This is a genomic window from Actinospica acidithermotolerans, assembly GCF_018139625.1.
In the GTDB taxonomy this organism is placed as follows: Bacteria; Actinomycetota; Actinomycetes; order Streptomycetales; family Catenulisporaceae; genus Actinospica; species Actinospica acidithermotolerans.
Genome location: NZ_JAGSOH010000061.1, coordinates 24054 through 43285, shown reverse-complemented (window position 1 = coordinate 43285; position 19232 = coordinate 24054). Strand labels below are relative to the sequence as shown.

The following is a 19232-nucleotide window of genomic DNA, read 5'->3' as shown; positions in this document are numbered from 1 at the left end:
AACAACAGCGCCGGGACGCACTGGCCGGATGGCTCCACACCTACAATCACCATCGCGCACACACCGCACTCGGAGGCAAACCACCCGCCAGCCGCGTCCCCAACCTCACGGGGCAGTACAGCTAGTCGGCGATCCGCGCTGTCTGCCTTGCTCGGTGTGCCCGCACTCGGCAAGCGCCGGAGCAGAATCGGGGATACCTGCCAGAGCCCGCGTATTCAAGGAGGTTTCCGCAGTTGGGAGCTTCGCAGGCTGGTCCGCGCTTGCTCTCCTCTATCGCTAACATGGCGTCAAGCAGCGTGCTTGATGCATTCAATATTGCGTCGGCGTCGGTAACTCCATGACGCGTCACCAGCTGTGCTCGCGCCTCACATATGTACGCCTCAAGGTTGGGTTTCAACATGACCCCTGTAATGAATGTAACGTAATAAGGCCATAAGTAAGCCGCCCAGCGCCAGCCGGACGGCTCACAGCGGCCTACGCAAGCGCAGCGTCACGCTCTACGTGGATGAGCAGCATTCCCATACGCTCAGTCTGTAGCTTGACATCGTTCAGATAGTTTGAATTGAACGCGCGAACGAGTCGCCCTCGATGGGAATCCTCATTCTTCCAAGATTGGATCTTGGCGAGCAGTTCATCAGCGGCCATGGTGTCTCTCCTCACCAGTTGGGGCCTACACCCTCTATCTAGCGAGCCGAACGCCGGGTAAGTGGTGCCTGATGGGGCGTCAGAGTCAACCTAACTGCATGTGAACAGGCCGGATGCCCTCGCCGGCCTCGCTCCCGCGCTGGTCAGCACTTGGTCCTTACGCGTGGGCATGAGAAATCCCCGTCCGCGCCGTGTGCGAACGGGGATTTCTCGCGCGTGAAGCCTACTCGTCGGCTGGCTCGGCCCACTCGATCGTGACGCGCTCATGCCCGTTGAACCGCTTGCCGCGCTGTCCCTTGCTGACGCTCACGCGGTCGATAGCGAGCCGCAGATACTCGCGCTTGCGGTCGAGGTCTGCGCCCTCCCAAGCCGGTACCAGCGTCTCAGAGTCGAGCAGCGGTCCCACGTTCACAGCAGGGGTCGGAAGTGCGCTGAGATCGGCCTCTAGTCCTGCCGTGCGGCGCATGATTCGGCTCACTGCCTTGTCATACCGCTCGCGTCCCCGCTGTCCTTGGAATTCGGGCCTCTCCCGATCCTCGATCAACCGATCCATTGCCGATTCCTGGGCGTCCAGTTCGGCCCTAATGGCGTCGCGCTTCGCGAACAGTTCGGGATCGGCCTTGCGGACCCACCTGTCAGCAACAGCGATAAGCAGCGGGTCGTCAGGCTCGCTCGCTGGCAGTCGAGTAAGGAACGCATCGGACACGTACGCGTCTATTGCGTCGGCCATGACGTTCGCCCCCGGGCACCGGTTACCGGCGCGTGTGGCCATACAGCGGTACGACCCGCCGACCCGATGCATTCGCCGCTCGCACACCCCGCAGTGAATCAGCGTGGTAAGCAGCGCACTCCCGTCATGCGTAGGCCGCTTGCGACCAAGGCTGTCCTCTCGGGTGCGCGACGCGATCAGCGTAAGGATCACCTCTCGCTCACCGTCGCTGATGATTCCCTCGCCGATCTCTACCGGCTCGTGCGTCGTGGGGTCGCTGTAGACGCGCACGCGATGCGAGTACTTGCGCGTTCCGTCCGGCGCTTCGCTGTAGTCGGTTTCTGGCATGAGGCCAGCGAACGCGGGTGCGCGGAGTAGCTGTGACAGCGTTCCGGCGTTCCACTCACCCCCGCGCGGAGCCTCGATTTCCTCGGCGTTCAGGAACCGAGCTATGCCGGTCAGCGATTCGCCCGACAGCGCCATATCGGCGATGAGCCGCGCGAACACGGCGGTATCGGGGTCCGGGGTGAGCCGCTTGGTTTCCGGGTCAACCATGAGCCCGTAGGGCGGTTGGCCGCCTATCCACTGGCCTCGGGTGCGCAGGTAGCGCTTTGCGTTCCCAACGCGGGTGCCAATGTTCTTGGACTCCTGACGCGCAAGCTCGGCGAGCAGGGCGATGGCGATTCGATCGCTCTCGTCCGACGTGTCCTTGCGGTCCATAACGCTGACGATGCGGGCGCCGACTCGGGAGAGGTCATCGAGGACCCTGCCGATCTCGCCGATTCCCTTGCGGCTGAGCCGGTCGAGCTTCCACACAATCAGGGTGCCGACCACACCCGCCGTCACAGCGGCAAGTGCGTCGTCAAATCCCTTGCGCGTCACGTACTTGTATCCGCTGCGGCCTCGGTCGATGTGGACCTTACGCACGGTCAGGCCGAGTCGGGCCGCTTCCGCTCGGCAGTCAGCCTCTTGACGCTCGATGCCCGTCTTACCCTCACGATCGAGAGAAAGCCGCAGGTAGAGGTCACATTCGTTGTGGTGATGCATCGCGCTGGATCGCCCTTCCGGAAGTTCGCTGCATGGTGCTATTCTTCCAGAAGTCGAGCAGGACGATCTTGCCGCTCAGATCAGGTGCGGCGTTCCCCGCGGTGTTGATCCAACCGCCCCGGCCGACGAGCTCGGGTGCGCGTACACGTGCATGAGGTGCCATGGATACATCTAACCTCACCCGGCCCGATGGTCATTCCCCGCGACGCCGAGGTCGAGCCGCCGGCGCCGGGTATCGGCTACAGGCGGCGGTCCCGCAGCACCGGGAAACGCTCCCGGGTCGTCGGCACGAACGCCGGGTCGATCTCCGCGTACAGCGTGGTCGCCTCGGCGCCCGCCTCCGCGATGACCTCGCCCCAGGGGTCGATCACCAGCGAGTGGCCGGTCATCTCGAGCCCGGCCTGCGTTCCGGCGCAGGCGCACGCGAGCATGTACACCTGGTTCTCGATCGCCCGCGCGCGGCACAGCGTGAGCCAGTGGCTCAGCCGCCGGGTCGGCCACGCGGCGACCTGCACGACGGTCTGCGCGCCGGCGTCGACGAGCTTGCGGTAGAGCTCGGGGAAGCGCACGTCGTAGCACGTGGCGAGGCCGATCTCGGTCAGTACGCTGTCATCGATGTCGCGCAGCGGGAAGGTCGTGATGTGCTCGCCGGGCGTCATCACGGCGGCCTCGCCCTGGTCGAAGCCGAAGGTGTGGATCTTGCGGTACCCCGCGAGCAGCTCGCCCTCGGCGTCGAAGACCAGCGAGGTGTTGTAGAGCTTGCCGTCCGGCGTCCGTTCGACGATGGATCCGCCGTGCAGCACGATGCCGCAGTCGATCGCGGCCTCGCGCAGGGCCTGCGCGGTCTCGCCGTGCAGGGGCTCCGCCGTCGCCGGCCACGGCACCGGGTCGAACGCGCCGTGCGCCCACAGTTCGGGCAGCACGACGAGCTCCGCTCCGTCCTCCGCGGCCTCGTGCACCTTGGCCACGGCGAGCTCCCGCGCCTTCGCCACGGGAAGGGTCAGATCCACGTCAAGCTGCACCAGTGCGACCTTCATGGGTCCATCCTAGTGAGATGACTAATCCCGTGACCCGAGACGTGCTGCGGACCTTCGAGGACGTGCGCTCGCGGCTGTTCGCGCGTCTCAACGGCCTCACCGACGCCGAATACCTCTGGGAACCCGTGCCGAACTGCCTGACGGTCCGTGCGGAGGGCGACGGCGTCTACCGCGCGGACCTGGGTCCGGAGCCCGATGTCCGGCCCGCGCCGTTCACCACGATCGCTTGGCGCATGTGGCACATCGGCGCTGACTGCCAGCGCGGATACGAGCGTTTCTTCACCGGCGAGGACCCGTCCGGCGACCGCCGCATCTGGCCGGGCAGCGCGAACGAGGGCATCGATCTGCTCGCCGCCGACTGGTCCCGGTTCCGGGCGCATGTCGAGTCGCTCGGCGACGAGCGCATGATGCAGCCGATGACCGAGTACGGCGGCTTCTACGCCAAGGAGACCTACCTGCTGCTGGCTCTGCACGCGCTCGACGAAGTCGCTCACCACGGCGGTGAGATCGGCACGCTGCGCGACCTCTACCAGCACGGATACCCGCCCCCGACGACGGCGTGAATGCACTCTGCCGGACCGACGACGTGCGTCGGCCCGGCAGAGTCGCGAATCGAGCGGTCAGAGCAGGACTGCCGCCGGGTCCTCAAGGGCACGGCCGACCTCGCGCAGGAACCGCGAGCCGAGTTCGCCGTCCACGAGGCGGTGGTCGAAGGACAGCGCGAGGGTGGTCACCCAGCGCGGCTTGACCTTGCCCTTGTGCACCCACGGCTGCTGCTTGATCGCGCCGAATGCGAGGATGGCGGCCTCGCCCGGGTTGAGGATCGGGGTGCCGGTGTCCACGCCGAACACGCCGACGTTGGTGATCGTGATAGTGCCGCCGGTCAGGTCCGCGAGGGGCGTCTTGCCCTCGCGCGCCGTCGCGGTCAGCTGGGCCAGGGCGTCGGCCAGCTGACGCAGGGTCAGCCGCTCGGCGCCCTTGATGTTCGGCACGACCAGCCCGCGCGGGGTGGCCGCGGCGATGCCGAGGTTCACCGAGCCGCGCAGCACGATCTCCTGCGCCGCCTCGTCCCAGGAGGCGTTGATCTCCGGGAACTTCCGGGTCGCGCTGATCAGGGCCTTGGCCGTGATCAGCAGCGGGGAGACCTTCACGTCCCGGTACTCGGGCTGCGCGCGCAGCCGCTCGACCAGCTTCACCGTGCGGCTCACGTCGAGCGTCAGGAACTCGGTGACGTGCGGCGCGGTGAAGGCCGAGGCCACCATCGCCGCCGCCGTGGCCTTGCGCACGCCCTTGATCGGCACGCGGCGGTCCTCGGCCAGCGCGGCGACCGCCGGAGCGGCGACCGGGCTCGCGGCGGGGGCCGCCGCGGCGCGCTCGACCTCCTCGCGGGTGATCACGCCGTCCTCGCGGGCCGGGGTGATCGTCGAGAGGTCCACGCCCAGGTCCTTGGCGAGCTTGCGCACCAGGGGCTTGGCCAGGACGTGCGTCGGGGCGACGGTCGGCGCCTGCGCCGCGGGGGCGGGCGCCGACGGGGCGACCGACGGAGCCGCGGCGACCGGAGCCGGGGGCGCCGATGCGGCCGAGGCGACCGCGGCCGGAGCCGGGGACGCGGCGGCCGGCGCGTTCTTCCGGGCGCGGCGGGTGGTGGCCGACTGGGCCACGCCGTATCCCACCAGCACCGGCTCCCGCTTCGGCGCCTCGGCCGCGGGCTTCGCGGCGGGTGCGGCGCCGGCCGCGGGCGCGGGCTTCGCGGCCGGCTTGGCGTCCGGCTCGGCCCCGGCGACCTCGATCTCGATGATCGGCGTGCCGACGTCGACGGTCTGGCCCGCCTCCACCAGCAGGGCGCCGACGGTGCCCGCGAAGGGCGAGGGGAGCTCGACGGCCGCCTTGGCCGTCTCGATCTCCACCAGGATCTGATTGACCTTCACCACGTCGCCGACCGCGACCGACCAGCCGAGGATCTCGGCCTCGGTCAGGCCCTCGCCGACGTCGGGGAGGCGGAACTGCTTCGTTGCCATGTCTCTTAACTCCCAGGTCGGCGGCTAGTAGGCGAACGCACGGTCCACGGCGTCGAGGACCCGGTCCAGGTCCGGCAGGTAGATCTCCTCCACCCGGGACGGCGGGTACGGGGCGTGGAAGCCGCCCACCCGCAGGACCGGCGCCTCGAGACGGTAGAAGCACCGCTCGGTCACCTTCGCCGCCAGCTCGGCACCCAGGCCGAAGAACACCGGGGCCTCGTGCACGACCACCAGACGCCCGGTCCGGTTCACCGACTCGGCAACCGTATCCACGTCAAGCGGAGAGATCGTGCGCAGGTCGATCACTTCGATGCTGCGGCCCTCGGACTCGGCCGCGGCGGCCGCGTCCAGGCAGGTGCGCACCATCGGGCCGTGCGCCGCGAGCGTCAGGTCGGTGCCCGGGCGCGCGATCGCCGCGCGGTCGAACGGACGCGGCGCCTCGGCGTCCACGTCCACCTCGGCCTTCTCCCAGTAGCGCCGCTTGGGCTCGAAGAAGATCACCGGGTCGTCGCTCTGGATCGCCTGCTGGATCATCCAGTAGCCGTCCACCGGGTTCGAGCAGGAGACCACGCGCAGGCCCGCGGTGTGCGCGAACAGCGCCTCCGGGGATTCGGAGTGGTGCTCGACCGCGCCGATGCCGCCGCCGGACGGGATGCGGATGACCATGGGCATCTTCACCGTGCCGAGCGAACGCGCGCGGAACTTCGCCACCTGCGTGGTGATCTGGTCGAAGGCCGGGAAGACGAAGCCGTCGAACTGGATCTCGCAGACCGGCCGGAAGCCGCGCAGCGCGAGGCCGAGCGCGGTGCCGATGATGCCGGATTCGGCCAGCGGGGTGTCGATGACGCGCGCCTCGCCGAAGTCCTTCTGCAGGCCGTCGGTCACCCGGAACACGCCGCCGAGCTTGCCGATGTCCTCGCCCATGAGCACGACCTTCGGGTCCTGCTCCATCGACCTTCGCAGGCCGGCGTTGATGGCCTTCGCCAGTGTGAGCTGAGTCATCAGTGCTCCTCCTCGGCGAAGCCGGCGAGATAGTCGGCCAGGAAGGCCCGCTCCTCCGCGACCTGCGCGTGCGGCGCGGCGTAGCTGTGCTCGAACATGCTCAGCGGGTCGGGGTCGGGCAGCGCCAGGCAGCCGGAGCGGATCTGCGCGGCGAGCTCGTCCGCCTCGTCGTCGACCGTCTTGTAGAAGGTCTCGTCGGCCAGGGCCTCGCGGTCCAGGTACGCCTTGAGCCGGACGATCGGGTCCTTGGCCCGCCAGGACTCGACCTCGTCGCTCGAGCGGTACCGCGTCGGGTCGTCCGAGGTGGTGTGCGCGCCCATCCGGTAGGTGAAGGCCTCGATCAGCATCGGGCCCTGCCCGGAGCGGGCGTGCTCCAGCGCCGCGCGGGTGACCGCGAGGCAGGCGAGCACGTCGTTGCCGTCCACCCGGACGCCGGGGAAGCCGAAGCCGGCCGCGCGCTGGTAGAGCGGCACCCGGAACTGACGGCTGGTCGGCTCCGAGATCGCCCACTGGTTGTTCTGGCAGAAGAACACCACCGGCGCGTTGTACGAGGCGCCGAAGACGAAGGACTCGAGCACGTCGCCCTGGGAGGAGGCGCCGTCGCCGAAGTAGGCGATCACCGCGCTGTCCCCGCCGTCGCGCTGCACGCCCATGGCGTAGCCGACGGCGTGCAGGGCCTGCGAGCCGATGACGATCGTGTAGAGGTTGAAGTTGTTCTCGTTCGGGTCCCAGCCGCCGTTGTTGACGCCGCGGAACATGCCGAGCAGGTTCACCGGCGGCACGCCCTTGCACCAGGCGACGCCGTGTTCGCGGTACGTCGGGAAGGCGAAGTCGTCCGGGCGCATGGCGCGGCCCGAGCCGATCTGGGCCGCCTCCTGGCCGAGCAGCGAGGCCCACAGGCCCAGCTCCCCCTGCCGCTGCAGCGCGGTACCCTCGGCGTCCACGCGGCGCACCAGGACCATGTCCCGGTACAGCGAGCGGGCCTCTTCGGGGCTCAGTTCGAGCGGGTAGTCCGGATGATCGATCCGCTCCCCGGTCGGCGTGAGCAGTTGGATGAACTCGGGCTCGTCCTTGAGCCCGGTGGTCCGGCGGGTACCGCGGCCCTGTGGGGCGCGCTTCGTACTCCCGGATGCGGGGTTGGGGGTGGTGGATTTTTCCACTGCCCTGCGCCCAGTCATGCGGTCTCCCTCATCGTTGGCGAGGACCACGGGGGTCATTCCGAGGTCACGTTACCCACCGGTCACCGCTCTATGAAGGGCGGGGACGGGCTCAGGAAGGCGCAAGGGGGCCTAGAAGCCGGATCTGAGCACGCCCAGCACCCGGTCATTGGCCTCTTGCTCGCCAATTGTCACACGGACACCGTCCGGCGGGTACGGTCGGACCGTGACACCGATCGCCTCGCAGGCTTGGGCGAACTCCACACTTCGCGCGCCCAGGCGCAGCCAGAAGAAGTTGGCCTGGCTGTCGTGCAACTCCACTCCGTAACGCCCCGCGAGGTCGATCTGACGCAGCGCGGCCATCACCCGTTCGCGCTCCGCGACCAGTTCGGAGACCCGTTCGGCGAGTGCGTCCTGCGAGCGCAGCGACTCGACGGCGGCGGCCTGGGCGACCAGGTTGATCCCGAAGGGCACCGCGCAGGCCCGCAGCGCCTGGGCGACCGGCTCCGCGGCGATCGCGTAGCCGATCCGCAGCCCGGCCAGGCCGTAGGCCTTGGAGAAGGTGCGCAGCACGCAGACGTTGCTCCGATCGAGCGAGATCGCCACGCCGTCGGGGTAGTCCTCAGCCCGGACGAACTCGACGTAGGCCTCGTCCAGCACGACCAGCACGTCCTTCGGGACGCGGTCGAGGAAGCGCTCGAGCTCGGCGCGGGGCACGATCGCGCCGGTCGGGTTGTTCGGGTTGCACACCAGGACCAGCCTGGTCCGCTCGGTGATCGCCTCGGCCATCGCGTCAAGGTCGTGCGTCTCGTCGCTGCGCAGCGAGACCGTGACGGCCGTCGCCCCGGCGATCTGCGTGATGATCGGGTAGGCCTCGAAGGAGCGCCAGGCGAACAGCACCTCGTCCCCCGGACCGGCCGTGGCCTGCACCAACTGCTGGAGCACGCCGACCGAGCCGGTGCCGACCGCGACCCGGTCGGCCGGCACGCCGGTGAACCGGGCGATCTCCTCGATCAGCGCGCCGGAGGCGAAGTCCGGGTACCGGTTGATCTCCTCGGCGGCGGCCACGGCGGCCTTGAGCACGCCGGGCAGCGGCGGGTACGGGTTCTCGTTCGAGGAGAGCTTGTAGGCCGTGCCCTCGAAGGGCACCGCGGGCGCCCCCGCCTTGTACGCCGGCAGCCCGGCGATCGCGGCGCGCAGCCTGACCCTCGGCTCCTCGGTCGATCCGGCGCTCAATTCGGCCACGTCCACTCCTTATGGTTCCGGCTGTACGAGCCACAGCGTACGTCGCGACACGCCCGAAGCAAACGCGGATCTCAGCGCGGCGGCAGCAGCGACTCGGCGGCGCCCGCGATGTGCGCCGTGGTCGCGGCGGACCAGCGCGGGTAGGCCGAGCGCAGCAGCTCGGGCAGCTGCTCCGGCCGCACCACGATCACCCCGTACACCACCCGCGGCGTGCCGGTGATGCCCTCCGCGTGCACGGCGAGCACGGAGGTCACGTCCACCACGCCGACCTCCTCGTTCCCGCCCGCGACCTGGGTCAGCGCCTCGCCGAGCTCGGTCGCGGCGGCCCGCATCGCGGCCATCGCCCCGTCCTGCTTCACGTGGTTGACGAACAGGTCGAGACCGAGCAGCCGCACGTCGAAGCCGTGCCACTCCTTCGAGTCGATCAGGAACACCCCGCGCGGGCTCACCACCAGGTGCTCGACCTCGAAGGAGGTGCCCGAGGTGGAGGCGTAGAAGCGGTCGTGCAGGTTGTGCGCGCCGCCGCGCAGCGCCAGCAGCCGCAGCTCCCTGGCCGTGCCCGCCTCGGCGTTCGCCCGGTCCCTGAGCCGGTCGAGCGACTGCGGGTGGCGGAATCCGACGTCGATCACGGCGGCCATCACCAGGGCGGTGATCAGCAGGCCGAACAGCGCGTACCTCGTGCCGATCCCGGCGAGCAGCCCGAACAGCACCGCGGCCGGGCCCCACCAGAGCGCTGAGAGCCACACGGAGCGGCGCTGCCTGGTCGCCCACTCCCGCCGGCCGTCCTCGTACTGCACCCGCAGGCTGGCGCCCGCCTGGTGCGGCTGCTCCGCCCCTCGCCTGGCCAACCGGGCCCGCCTCCGTCCATCCGTGTCCCGCGCCGCTCGGGGGCTCGGATTCACGGTATCGCGGTACCCGGATTCGGGGCGGGTATACCGTTGCACGGCCCCCTGCCGTTACCCTCGCATTCATGATTGACCAGTCGGCATACGCGGTGGGGGACGTCCACGGCTGTCTCGCCCCGCTGCGTGACGCGCTCGGGCGCGCGGGCTTCACCGACGGCGCGGGCCGCTGGATCGCCGGCGGGGCGAGACTGTGGTTCCTCGGGGACCTGACCGACCGCGGCCCGGACGGCGTGGGCGTGCTCGATCTCGTGATGGACCTGCAGCGGCAGGCCGCGGCGGCGGGCGGCGAGGTGGGCTGCCTGCTCGGCAACCACGAGCTGATGCTGCTGGCCGCGCACCTGCCGGAGGGCTCGACCCGGTACTCGCCGCAGGCCGAGGAGATGGCCCATCAGATGTTCAGGGAACGCTGGATGGGCAACGGCGGCAAGGAGGCCGACTCGGCGCGGCTGACCGCCGAGCACCTCGCCTGGGTCGCCGCGCTGCCCGCGATGGCGCTGCTCGGCGACCACCTGCTGATGCACGCGGACACGCTCGGCTACCGCAACTACGGCGGCAGCGTGCGGGAGATCAACGACACGATCCGCGGCATACTGTCCGATCCGGTCGACCTCGAGCAGCTCGACGAGCTCACCCACATGATGACCAAGCGCTTCGCCTTCGCCTCGGACGACGGCCAGGCAGCCTGCGCCTTCCTCGCCGAGTACGGGGCGCGGCAGATCGTGCACGGCCACTCCCCGGTCCCGCTGCTGCTCGGCAAGGACCCGCACGAGGTGACCGGGCCGCTGGTCTACGCGGGCGGGTACGCCGCCAACTTCGACACCGGCACCTTCCTCGGCGGTCCCTGCTTCGTCGCGCCGCTTCCGGAGACCCAGAAGGCGCTTCGCACTCAGCTCTAGCGTGCTACGGCACTGAGCCGACGGCGGGAACCGCCGGCGTCGGCTCGGTCTGAGTCGTGAAGCCCAGCCTCACGGGATCCCAGATCAGCTCGCACAGCGACCGGTAGAGCCGCTGCCGCTCGGTGATCGAGGTGATCCCGAAGGTGTGCGGGTACGGCCGGAACAGCTCGGTGAGCCCGTAGCGCAGCATGAACCTGCGGAAGGACGGGTTGCGCTCGTAGCAGAGCGGGTGCAGCGACTTGGCCAGCAGGTTCTGCGCCCGGTAGTGCTCCGCCTTGAGCGAGAACGGGTCGTCCCGGAAGGCCGCGTTGATCTCCTTGGGCAGCAGCAGCAGCGCGCCGAAGCGGTTGCGCACCGAGCGGAAGCGCTCCGGCGTGCCGACCTCCTCGGCGTAGGGGCCGAAGTGGTCGGCCCAGATGTGCTCGATCTCGTACGGCCGGCCGCTCGGTCCGAAGCCGAGGTAGTCGGCGATCAGGTCGGGCTGGCCGCAGCCGGTCTCCAGGAAGCCGGTCATCCGGGAGAGCAGGTAGCGCACCTGCTTGCGGTTGTCCGAGCGCAGCCCGAAGTTCTCCAGGCCGGCGAAGCCGTGCTCGATCTTGCCGATCTCCACGGACAGCAGGGTGCGCACGTCGTCCACCGTGGCCGCCTCGCGCAGCGGCATGATCAGCCCGTTGATGTAGAGGGCGAGGTCGTTCGCGGTGAGCGAAGCGTAGTTCGCCATCCGCCGGGCGAGCAGCAGGTCGCAGAACGCGGCGACCAGCCGGGACTTCTCCCGGAACGCGGCGTCCGTGTCGTTCGGGCCGATCGCCGCCATGATCAGCGTGAGCTGCTTGTCGAAGCCGTTGGCCGCGTTGTAGAACACCGGCTCGAAGCCGCGCACCGGCGCCGCACTGGCCTCCACCAGCGTCCGGTAGCGGTCGGCGAGCGGCCGGATGGTGTCCCGGATGAACACCCGGTAGTCGCGCGGCCTGGCCAGGCCCATCGCGTCCGGGTTCTGCCGCACCCACTCGTGGAAGGCCTTGTCGACCCGCTCCGCGGTGTCCTGGTCGGCGGGCGCGTAGCGGGCCCGCAGCACGGTCTTGACGAAGTCGCCGGGCGCCTGGTCGTCGGTGACCGCCAGGGCCGACATCGTCCGCCGCCATACGGCGTTGAGCGCGCTGTGGTCCTTGTCCGCGCGGGAGAGCACGAAGGACTTGAGCAGGTCCAGCGGCGTCAGCCGGGCCCCGCGGTCGTTCATCGACTCGAAGATCTCCCAGCCGTGGTCCCGGTCCCTGGCCGAGATCTCCACCAGGAAGACCCGCTCGAGCAGCCAGTCCACGAAGTACGGCAGCGCCGCGCCGCGCAGCCCGCTCGGCAGGTCCTCGACCAGGTCGCGGTAGCGCTGGCAGATGTTGCGCACGGCCAGCGGCGTCTGCTCGGTCACCGGGTACTCGCGGCCCGCGCGCAGCTGGCGCAGCGCCGGCTCGCGCTCGTCCACGTGCACGGTGAACGTCGGCACGCCGTACTGCACGGTGCAGATCATGTTGTCCAGCACCGCGGCGCCCGCGTGCTCGTCGGCCTCGGTCAGCAGGTGCCGCAGCCGGATCAGCAGCAGGAGCAGCGTGGTGAACCGCTGCTGGCCGTCCACCAGGAAGGACATTCCCGGCACCGGATAGGTCACGAAGGGACCGAGGAAATACGGTCGGTAGTCGGCGACGTCGGAGCGTTCGTGGTCTTCGTTCCACTGCTCCAGGAAGCGCCCGGCCAGGTCGTTCAGGAGGTCGGTGACGTGCGTGCGGGTCCAGTCGTATTCGCGCTGGTAGTGCTCGAGGCCGTAACGCCGGCCGGTGAACAGTTCGCGCACCGAGTGTCCGCGCCCGTCGATCCGCTCCTGAGTCTGCTTTGCCACCTCGAATCGCACCCCGAAAGGACGAATTGGAATTTCCGCGCGCACATTCGCGTCCGCGCGAGATCTTCACTCGCTCACAATGTCGCAGTGCGCCCCTTGTCCGCCCTGTCCAACCGGGAGATGCCCTGCTCATCTGACACGAAAACCCAACATCAAGCCACGATTTCGTGTCAACTGCGGATTAATTCGGCGACGAGCGCGGTCCATCCGGTCTGGTGGGCGGCGCCGAGCCCGCGCCCGGTGTCGCCGTGGAAGTACTCGTAGAACCACGGCCGCTCGCTCCAGCGCGGGTCGCCCTGGAACAGCGGCACCTCGCCGAGCACCGGCCGGATTCCCCTGTCGTCGGCCCGGAACAGCCCGATGAGCCCCTCGCGCAATTGCGTCGCGAGTTCGCGCCGGTCCACCTTCGTCGGCATGCCCTCCAGCGCGCCCAGGATCTTCTCGATGGTATGGACCATCAGAAAGTTCATCGGCATCCAGACCGGTCCGCGCCAGTTCGAGTTGCCGCCGAAGAGCCCGGAACGGGATTCTCCGGGTTCGTAGTCGACGGCGGCGTGCACGCCGTTATCGAGGTCTGCTTCGAAGGGCTTGTCGAGGTGCGCGCGGGAGAGCGAGCGCAGCCCGTACGGCGAGCGGAACTCGGCCGGATCGGCGATCCGCGTCATCACCCGCTCCGCCTGCTCCGGATTCACCAGCGAGAAGAGGATCCCGCCGCCGCTGTGCGGCCGGCAGATGGCGCGCACGTACTCGGGCCGGCGCGTGGTGAACTCCTCGAGGTGGCGCTTGAAGCGCGGCAGCCTCTCCAGGGTGGCCCGGTCGACCGGCAGCGAGGCGAGCAGCGGGATCACCCCGACCATCGAGCGCACCCGCAGCACGAGCGCCGAGCCGTCGCCGCGCCGCAGCCGGTCGTAGAAGAAGCCGTCCTGCTCGTCCCAGAGGCCGTGGTCGTTGATCGCCGCCGCGATGTACGCATAGTGCTCGGCGAACTTGCCGCACATCTCCTCGTAGATCGGGTCGTGCAGCGCGAGCTCGATCGAGATCTCCAGCATGGCCAGGCAGTAGAAGCCCATCCAGCCGGTCCCGTCGGACTGCTCGAGCACGCCGTCCACCGGCAGCTTGGAGCGGTCGAACGGCCCGATGTTGTCCAGGCCGAGGAATCCGCCCTCGAAGATGTTGTTCTCCTCAGCGTCCTTCCGGTTGACCCAGAAGGTGAAGTCGAGCAGCAGCTTGTGGAAGCAGGCCCGCAGGAACTCCAGGTCGTGCCCGTTCGCCCGGTAGACCAGCAGCGAAGCCCAGGCCAGCACCGGCGGGTTGACGTCGTCGAAGTCCCACTCGTACGCCGGGAACTTCCCGTTCGGGTGCTGATAGCGCTGGGAGAGGAACGTGAACAGCTGGTCCTTCGCGAAGCCCGGGTCGACGCCGGCCATCGCGACGCAGTGGAAGGCGAGGTCCCACGCGGCGAACCAGGGGTACTCCCAGGGGTCGGGCATGAGCAGGATGTCGCGCGCCCACAGATGCGACCACGAGTGGTTGCGGTCGTGCGCGCGGTGGGCGGGCGCAACCGGCTGCGCGGGGTCGCCCTCGGCCCACCGGTGCACGTCGTAGTGGTAGAACTGCTTGGCCCAGATCAGCCCCGAGTACGCCTGCCGCATGATCCGCGCGTCCTGCGCACTCGCGTCGGCCGGCGCCACCTCCGCGTAGAATGCGTCGGCCTCCTTCTTGCGCTCGACCAGCACCGCCTCGACCGCGTCCGCGTCCCCGTACGGCCCGTCCGCCTCCTCCGCCATGAGCGTCAGATGCAGCGTGCGCTCCTCGCCGGGCGCGAGCTCGAGCACGTAGTGCAGCGCGCCCTTGGTCCCCTCCATCGCCGGATTCACGCTCGCGGCCCCGTGCACGACGTGATCCCCGATGCCGTCCTTCGGGTAGTCCGACGCGTTCTCGCCGCCGAACAGCAGCGCGGCGTTCGTCTCGTTGTCGCAGAGCAGCGCCTCGGGGTTCAGGCCCGAGGCGTCGGCGAGGGTGACAGGCGAGAAGTGCGGATGCCGGGCGCTCAGCCGCCCCGGCGCCCCGCTGATGCCGACCAGCCCCGCGTCCACCGCGTCCTCGATGTCCGCGGCACGCCCCCAGGCCCACATGTTGCGCAGCCACAGGTGCGGCAGCACGTGCAACGTCGCCGCCTCCGGCCCCTGGTTGGCGACGGTCAGCCTGATGGCGTACGCCTGCGGCGAGGCCTTCGCGTAGTCGGCGGTGATGACGAAGTAGCGGTCCTCGTCGAACACCCCCGTGTCGACGAGCTCGAACTCCCCGAGCTCCTTGGAGCGCCCCGCGTTCTCGGCGCGCAGCCGCGCGTAGGGAAACTCCGCCTGCGGATAGTGGTAGCGCCAGGACAGCCAGGACCCGGTGGGAGTGGCGTCCTCGTACCACCAGTAGTCCTTGGCGTCCTCGCCGTGGTTGCCCTCGGCGTTCCCGAGCCCGAAGGCCCGCTCCTTCAGGATCGGATCGCGCCCGTTCCAGAACGCGAGCGCGAAGCACCAGTCCTGGTTCAGGTTCGAGAGCCCGGCGAGCCCGTCCTCGCTCCAGCGGTAGACGCGGGAGCGCGCGTGGTCGAACGGGAAGTACGACCACGCGTCGCCGTCCGCGCTGTAATCCTCGCGCACGGAGCCCCAGGCCCGCTCGGACAGGTAGGGCCCCCAGCCGCGCCAGGAACCCGCGCCCGCATCCGCTTGCGCCAACCGCCGCCGTTCAGGAGTCTGCTCAGCCACGGCTCCAGTCTGCCGTGTGCCGGGCGATTCCGCTCAGTCGGGGAACCCGATCAGACGTCGCCGACGCAGGTGTAGCACGCGATGCTGGCGTTGGACTCCGCCACAGCGGCCGTGACCGTGTGACCGGTCGACGAAGACGCGGTGAAGGTGAGAGTGGCACCAAGGGCGGCAATGAGGCCAACTGCTGCCAGACTGCCTACAACGGCTCGGAACTTGGACATTTCAACCTCGAATCAGCGCTATACGAAGGCTGCAGGCTAGTTGCGAGGACCAGCAACGTGTACCGTCCACCACGAGGTACACCCGCTAGTTTCCTGACAGCAGAATTCAGTGTGACGGACATCCGCGTACTCAGGCAGCCCTAACCCATGGCAGCTACTTGCCAGGGATAATAGTGCCAAGCCGCACAGAGCATCGAAGCGAGCCGACAAGCACAGCGGACAGAAGCGGGCGATCTCGATCATAAGGAGCCAAAGAGGCAGATGAGCGACGCATCGAGCACGATCGCCGAGCAGGTCCTGGGCGCGCTCGGCTTGGACAGCATCTGCGTGCAGGTCTACCTCATGATGCACTCGGCCCCGGAGGCGGACGCCGCCCAGATCGCCGAGGCGCTCGGCATCGACACGTCCGAGGCCGTCGACGCGGTCGACGAGCTCTCAGACCTCACCCTGCTGCGCCCCGGCCTGCAGCCGACGCAGAAGTTGCGTCCGGTCTCGATGGAACGGGCGATCCACACGCTCATCCGCCAGCAGTCCGAACTTCTCAAGATACAAAGCACCTCGCTTTCGATGCTTCAATCCGCGATGAACGAACTTCTCGAATCGCGACCGGCGCCTCAGGATGGCTTCGGTCACGCCGACGTGGAGACGCTGACGGGCCCGGAGCCGATCCAGTCGTGGATCGAGAGGCTCGTCTTCCGGGCGACGGAGAGCGTCTGGTCCACGATTCCGGGCAAGCCGATGCGGCCCGAGGTCCTGGATGCCGCACGGCCCTTCGACGAAGAGGTGGCGCAGCGCGGAGTGCCCGGCCGCAGCCTCTATCAGAACTCGGTCCTCGCCGACCGCCGCAACCTGGACTACGCCCGCTGGCTCAGCGGGCTGGGTGGAGAGATCCGCTCCGCGCCGGTCGTGCCGGTTCGGATGACCATCGTCGACCGTTCCGTGGCCGCGATCATCCATCGGCAGCCCCAGCTGCCCGTGGAGATGTTCGTCGTCCGCGAGCCCGCGTTGCTGATACCGCTGGTCGACCTGTTCGAGACCAGCTGGGCGGCGGCGACGCCGATAGACGAGCCGGCTCCGCATCCGGACGACGAACGGGAGCCCACGCAGCAGGAACTTGCGCTGCTCCGTTTTCTCGCGGCCGGCAACACGGACGACGTGGCGGCGCGGAAGTTGGGAGTATCCGTACGCACGGTGCGCCGCATCATGGCCGAGTTGATGGAGCATCTCGAGGCCTCGAGCCGCTTCGAGGCGGGACACAAGGCGACGCAGCGCGGGTGGCTCTGACGAGGATGGCCCGGTGGAGCACGGTGATTCGAGGGTGGATGCCGTGGTCTCCGTGGCTGCGGGTGGCTTCGGCGGCTCCGGGGAGAGTGGGAGCCTGCCGCCCTGGGCGGGGCCAGTGTGGGCCCGTGGCCCCGCCACAGGGGTTCAGGCAGCGGCTTCGCGAGGCCGCGGCCGAGGCCGGGAATCTGGTGGGGGATCCGGCTCGTGGAACTGAGTCTGCCGTATCCGGCATAGCTGACTGAAGGGTTCAGAAGTGGCACGAGCCTGCATGGCATGAAGCTGTCAGCCGAACGCCAACCCCTTCATGCACGTTGCAGGAAACGGGATCGGGGCCCCCGCGCTGACCAGCGCGAAGACCCCGATACTTCAAAAGTCGTTAACAAGCTTTACGAACTTGTTTCCGGAACTCAGGAGACCGCGGCCGAGCCGGCGGCCGCGGTGCCGTGCAGCGAGCGGATCTCGTGGGTGATCTTCATCGAGCAGAAGTGCGGGCCGCACATGGAGCAGAAGTGCGCCTGCTTGGCGGGGGCGGCGGGGAGCGTCTCGTCGTGGAAGGCGCGGGCGGTGGCGGGGTCCAGGGCGAGGTTGAACTGGTCCTCCCACCTGAACTCGAACCGTGCGTCGGACAGGGCGTCGTCCCACGCCTGCGCGCCCGGGTGGCCCTTGGCGAGGTCGGCGGCGTGGGCGGCGATCTTGTAGGCGATCATGCCCTGCTTGACGTCCTCGAGGTCGGGCAGGCCCAGGTGCTCCTTCGGAGTCACGTAGCAGAGCATCGCGGTGCCGTACCAGCCGATCATCGCGGCGCCGATGGCCGAGGTGATGTGGTCGTAGCCGGGCGCGATGTCCGTGGTGAGCGGGCCGAGCGTGTAGAAGGGGGCGTCGTCGCAGAGCCGCTTCTGCAGGTCCACGTTCTCCTTGATCTTGTTCATCGGGACGTGGCCGGGGCCTTCGATCATCACCTGGACGTCCATCTCGCGAGCCACCCGGCCGAGCTCGCCGAGCGTCTCGAGCTCGGCCAGCTGCGCCGCGTCGTTGGCGTCGTAGATGGATCCGGGGCGCAGGCCGTCGCCGAGCGAGTAGGTGACGTCGTACTCGCGCAGGATCTCGGTCAGCTCGGCGAAGCGCTCGTAGAGGAAGTTCTCCCGCTTGTGCGCGAGGCACCAGGCGGCCAGGATCGAGCCGCCGCGGGAGACGATGCCGGTCTTCCGGTTCGCGGTGAGCGGGACGTAGCCTGCGCGGACGCCGGCGTGCACGGTCATGTAGTCCACGCCCTGCTCGCACTGCTCGATCACAGTGTCCCGATACACCTCCCAGGACAGCTCCTCGGCCTTGCCGCCGACCTTCTCCAGCGCCTGGTAGATCGGCACGGTGCCGACCGGGACGGGGCTGTTGCGCAGGATCCACTCGCGGGTCTGGTGGATGTCCTTGCCGGTGGACAGGTCCATGATCGTGTCGGCGCCCCACCGGGTGGCCCACACCATCTTCTCCACCTCGTGCTCGATCGAGGAGGCGACGGCCGAGTTGCCGATGTTCGCGTTGACCTTCACCAGGAAGGCCTCGCCGATGACCATCGGCTCGATCTCCGGGTGCCGGACGTTCGCCGGGATCACGGCGCGGCCGGCGGCCACCTCGGCGCGCACCTTCTCCGGCTCCACACCCTCGCGCAGGGCGATGAACTCCATCTCGGCGGTGATCTCGCCGCGCCGCGCGTAGCCGAGCTGGGTCCTGGCGGCGGCGCGGGCTCCGTCGCCGGTCAGGGCCGCGGCGCGGGCCTCGATCCAGGGAGCCCGCAGCTTGGGAAGCCCGGCACGCACGTCCGTGCGCAGGTTCTCGTCCGTGTACGGGCCGGAGGTGTCGTACAGCAGAACGCTGTCACCGGTGGAGAGAATGACTTCGCGCATCGGCACCCGGAAGGTGCCGAGCGCATCGGTCAGATAGGTCTTGCGGAGCACATTGTCGTTTGACGGAGACAAAGCAGACATGGCTGCGTCACACTCCCTACGCCGGCATTATCCGGACAGGTTCATGCGGTCGGCGTGTTCGCCCTCTCAGCCCGGATCCGCCCCGAGCTCCCGCGGTTTATTGGTTTGTCTCCGCCACCCTAGCGCGCCTGTCGAGCCCCGTCAGCGGCCAGGGTGGATCCGATCAGTAATCGCGCTTCTTCTGCAGCTGCCGGCGACGGTAGGCCGGGATCGACATCATGAAGCGGTGGTAGCCGTAGTACAGCAGGCCGACCGCGGCCGCGCCGACGGCGATGAACAGCAACGAGTGCAGCGCCCAGCTGACGATCGATACCACGATCGCCCCGGCGACGAAGACTCCGGCGACCACGAGGAGCGCCTTCAACGCGAACGGCATTTCGCTTTCCCTACCCCTTCAGAGTCTGCTGACGGTTCCTACCGGGTCAACGAACGGG

Annotated in this window: 16 protein-coding genes and 1 riboswitch; of the genes, 4 read left to right on the top strand and 12 right to left on the bottom strand. The window is 68.9% G+C overall.

Translation table 11 applies throughout. The features are described 5' to 3' along the window. Nucleotides 1–125, top strand: a 125-nt coding sequence (locus KDK95_RS20210; protein WP_212519783.1) for an integrase core domain-containing protein, incomplete at its 5' end; no start/stop codon positions are given. Nucleotides 126–474: 349 nt separating this feature from the next. Here KDK95_RS20210 and KDK95_RS20205 read toward each other — a convergent pair. From KDK95_RS20205 to KDK95_RS20195, 3 genes are all read right to left on the bottom strand, one after another. Further along, nucleotides 475–645 carry a hypothetical protein gene (locus tag KDK95_RS20205; RefSeq protein WP_212519781.1) on the bottom strand — a complete coding sequence of 57 codons (171 nt, stop codon included), beginning with the start codon at nt 643–645 and terminating at the stop codon, nt 475–477. A gap of 223 nt (nt 646–868) precedes the next feature. Beyond that, complete coding sequence (locus KDK95_RS20200) at nt 869–2401, bottom strand: recombinase family protein (RefSeq protein WP_212519780.1); 1533 nt, start codon at nt 2399–2401, stop codon at nt 869–871. Between the two features lie 239 nt (nt 2402–2640). Further along, the gene (locus KDK95_RS20195) at nt 2641–3438 is read right to left on the bottom strand and encodes a carbon-nitrogen family hydrolase (protein WP_212519779.1); all 798 of its coding nucleotides are present in this window, start codon (nt 3436–3438) and stop codon (nt 2641–2643) included. Between the two features lie 17 nt (nt 3439–3455). On the opposite strand from KDK95_RS20195, the gene KDK95_RS20190 reads away from it, so the two are divergent. Then, the gene (locus KDK95_RS20190) at nt 3456–4001 is read left to right on the top strand and encodes a DinB family protein (protein WP_212519778.1); all 546 of its coding nucleotides are present in this window, start codon (nt 3456–3458) and stop codon (nt 3999–4001) included. A 57-nt stretch (nt 4002–4058) separates the two neighbouring features. On the opposite strand, the gene KDK95_RS20185 is transcribed toward KDK95_RS20190, so the two are convergent. The 5 genes from KDK95_RS20185 to KDK95_RS20165 all read right to left on the bottom strand — a co-directional run bounded on the left by KDK95_RS20185 (nt 4059) and on the right by KDK95_RS20165 (nt 9708). Next, entirely contained in the window at nt 4059–5456 is a 1398-nt protein-coding gene (locus tag KDK95_RS20185) for a dihydrolipoamide acetyltransferase family protein (protein ID WP_212519777.1), read from the bottom strand. 24 nt (nt 5457–5480) lie between these two features. After that, nucleotides 5481–6458: an alpha-ketoacid dehydrogenase subunit beta gene (locus KDK95_RS20180; RefSeq protein ID WP_212519776.1), complete on the bottom strand. Its 978-nt coding sequence runs from the start codon at nt 6456–6458 to the stop codon at nt 5481–5483. After that, nucleotides 6458–7636, bottom strand: coding sequence for a pyruvate dehydrogenase (acetyl-transferring) E1 component subunit alpha (gene pdhA / locus KDK95_RS20175; RefSeq protein WP_212519775.1), 1179 nt, complete (start codon nt 7634–7636; stop codon nt 6458–6460). The genes KDK95_RS20180 and pdhA overlap by 1 nt, the downstream gene beginning before the upstream one ends. A 111-nt stretch (nt 7637–7747) precedes the next feature. Next, a complete protein-coding gene (gene hisC / locus KDK95_RS20170; protein ID WP_212519782.1) occupies nt 7748–8851 on the bottom strand; it encodes a histidinol-phosphate transaminase in 1104 nt (367 codons plus the stop codon). A gap of 80 nt (nt 8852–8931) precedes the next feature. After that, entirely contained in the window at nt 8932–9708 is a 777-nt protein-coding gene (locus tag KDK95_RS20165) for a nuclease-related domain-containing protein (RefSeq protein WP_212519774.1), read from the bottom strand. Nucleotides 9709–9830: 122 nt separating this feature from the next. On the opposite strand from KDK95_RS20165, the gene KDK95_RS20160 reads away from it, so the two are divergent. Next, nucleotides 9831–10661 carry a metallophosphoesterase gene (locus KDK95_RS20160; protein WP_212519773.1) on the top strand — a complete coding sequence of 277 codons (831 nt, stop codon included), beginning with the start codon at nt 9831–9833 and terminating at the stop codon, nt 10659–10661. A 4-nt stretch (nt 10662–10665) separates the two neighbouring features. Here the strand turns inward: KDK95_RS20160 and KDK95_RS20155 are convergent, their stop codons facing one another. Both KDK95_RS20155 and KDK95_RS20150 read right to left on the bottom strand, forming a co-directional pair. After that, the gene (locus KDK95_RS20155; protein ID WP_212519772.1) at nt 10666–12549 is read right to left on the bottom strand and encodes a DUF262 domain-containing protein; all 1884 of its coding nucleotides are present in this window, start codon (nt 12547–12549) and stop codon (nt 10666–10668) included. Nucleotides 12550–12719: 170 nt separating this feature from the next. Then, complete coding sequence (locus KDK95_RS20150; protein WP_212519771.1) at nt 12720–15311, bottom strand: MGH1-like glycoside hydrolase domain-containing protein; 2592 nt, start codon at nt 15309–15311, stop codon at nt 12720–12722. 482 nt (nt 15312–15793) lie between these two features. On the opposite strand from KDK95_RS20150, the gene KDK95_RS20145 reads away from it, so the two are divergent. Then, a complete protein-coding gene (locus tag KDK95_RS20145; protein ID WP_212519770.1) occupies nt 15794–16816 on the top strand; it encodes a helix-turn-helix transcriptional regulator in 1023 nt (340 codons plus the stop codon). A 407-nt stretch (nt 16817–17223) separates the two neighbouring features. Here KDK95_RS20145 and thiC read toward each other — a convergent pair whose 3' ends face one another. Both thiC and KDK95_RS20135 read right to left on the bottom strand, forming a co-directional pair. Next, nucleotides 17224–18798 carry a phosphomethylpyrimidine synthase ThiC gene (gene thiC / locus KDK95_RS20140; protein WP_212519769.1) on the bottom strand — a complete coding sequence of 525 codons (1575 nt, stop codon included), beginning with the start codon at nt 18796–18798 and terminating at the stop codon, nt 17224–17226. Next, a riboswitch (TPP riboswitch) is annotated at nt 18794–18902 on the bottom strand. It overlaps the preceding gene by 5 nt. Nucleotides 18903–18961: 59 nt before the next feature. Then, on the bottom strand, nt 18962–19174 hold the full coding sequence (locus tag KDK95_RS20135) for a hypothetical protein (RefSeq protein WP_212519768.1): 213 nt from the start codon (nt 19172–19174) through the stop codon (nt 18962–18964). Between the last annotated feature and the right edge of the window lie 58 nt (nt 19175–19232).

What these genes read in the sequence shown, in the direction of transcription:
- KDK95_RS20205 (WP_212519781.1), bottom strand. Translation starts at nt 645, where the DNA reads ATGGCCGCTGATGAACTGCTCGCCAAGATCCAATCTTGGAAGAATGAG.
- KDK95_RS20160 (WP_212519773.1), top strand. Translation starts at nt 9,831, where the DNA reads ATGATTGACCAGTCGGCATACGCGGTGGGGGACGTCCACGGCTGTCTC.
- KDK95_RS20190 (WP_212519778.1), top strand. Translation starts at nt 3,456, where the DNA reads ATGACTAATCCCGTGACCCGAGACGTGCTGCGGACCTTCGAGGACGTG.
- KDK95_RS20195 (WP_212519779.1), bottom strand. Translation starts at nt 3,438, where the DNA reads ATGAAGGTCGCACTGGTGCAGCTTGACGTGGATCTGACCCTTCCCGTG.
- pdhA (WP_212519775.1), bottom strand. Translation starts at nt 7,636, where the DNA reads ATGACTGGGCGCAGGGCAGTGGAAAAATCCACCACCCCCAACCCCGCA.
- KDK95_RS20185 (WP_212519777.1), bottom strand. Translation starts at nt 5,456, where the DNA reads ATGGCAACGAAGCAGTTCCGCCTCCCCGACGTCGGCGAGGGCCTGACC.
- KDK95_RS20135 (WP_212519768.1), bottom strand. Translation starts at nt 19,174, where the DNA reads ATGCCGTTCGCGTTGAAGGCGCTCCTCGTGGTCGCCGGAGTCTTCGTC.
- KDK95_RS20180 (WP_212519776.1), bottom strand. Translation starts at nt 6,458, where the DNA reads ATGACTCAGCTCACACTGGCGAAGGCCATCAACGCCGGCCTGCGAAGG.
- KDK95_RS20200 (WP_212519780.1), bottom strand. Translation starts at nt 2,401, where the DNA reads ATGCATCACCACAACGAATGTGACCTCTACCTGCGGCTTTCTCTCGAT.
- thiC (WP_212519769.1), bottom strand. Translation starts at nt 18,798, where the DNA reads ATGTCTGCTTTGTCTCCGTCAAACGACAATGTGCTCCGCAAGACCTAT.
- KDK95_RS20145 (WP_212519770.1), top strand. Translation starts at nt 15,794, where the DNA reads ATGAGCGACGCATCGAGCACGATCGCCGAGCAGGTCCTGGGCGCGCTC.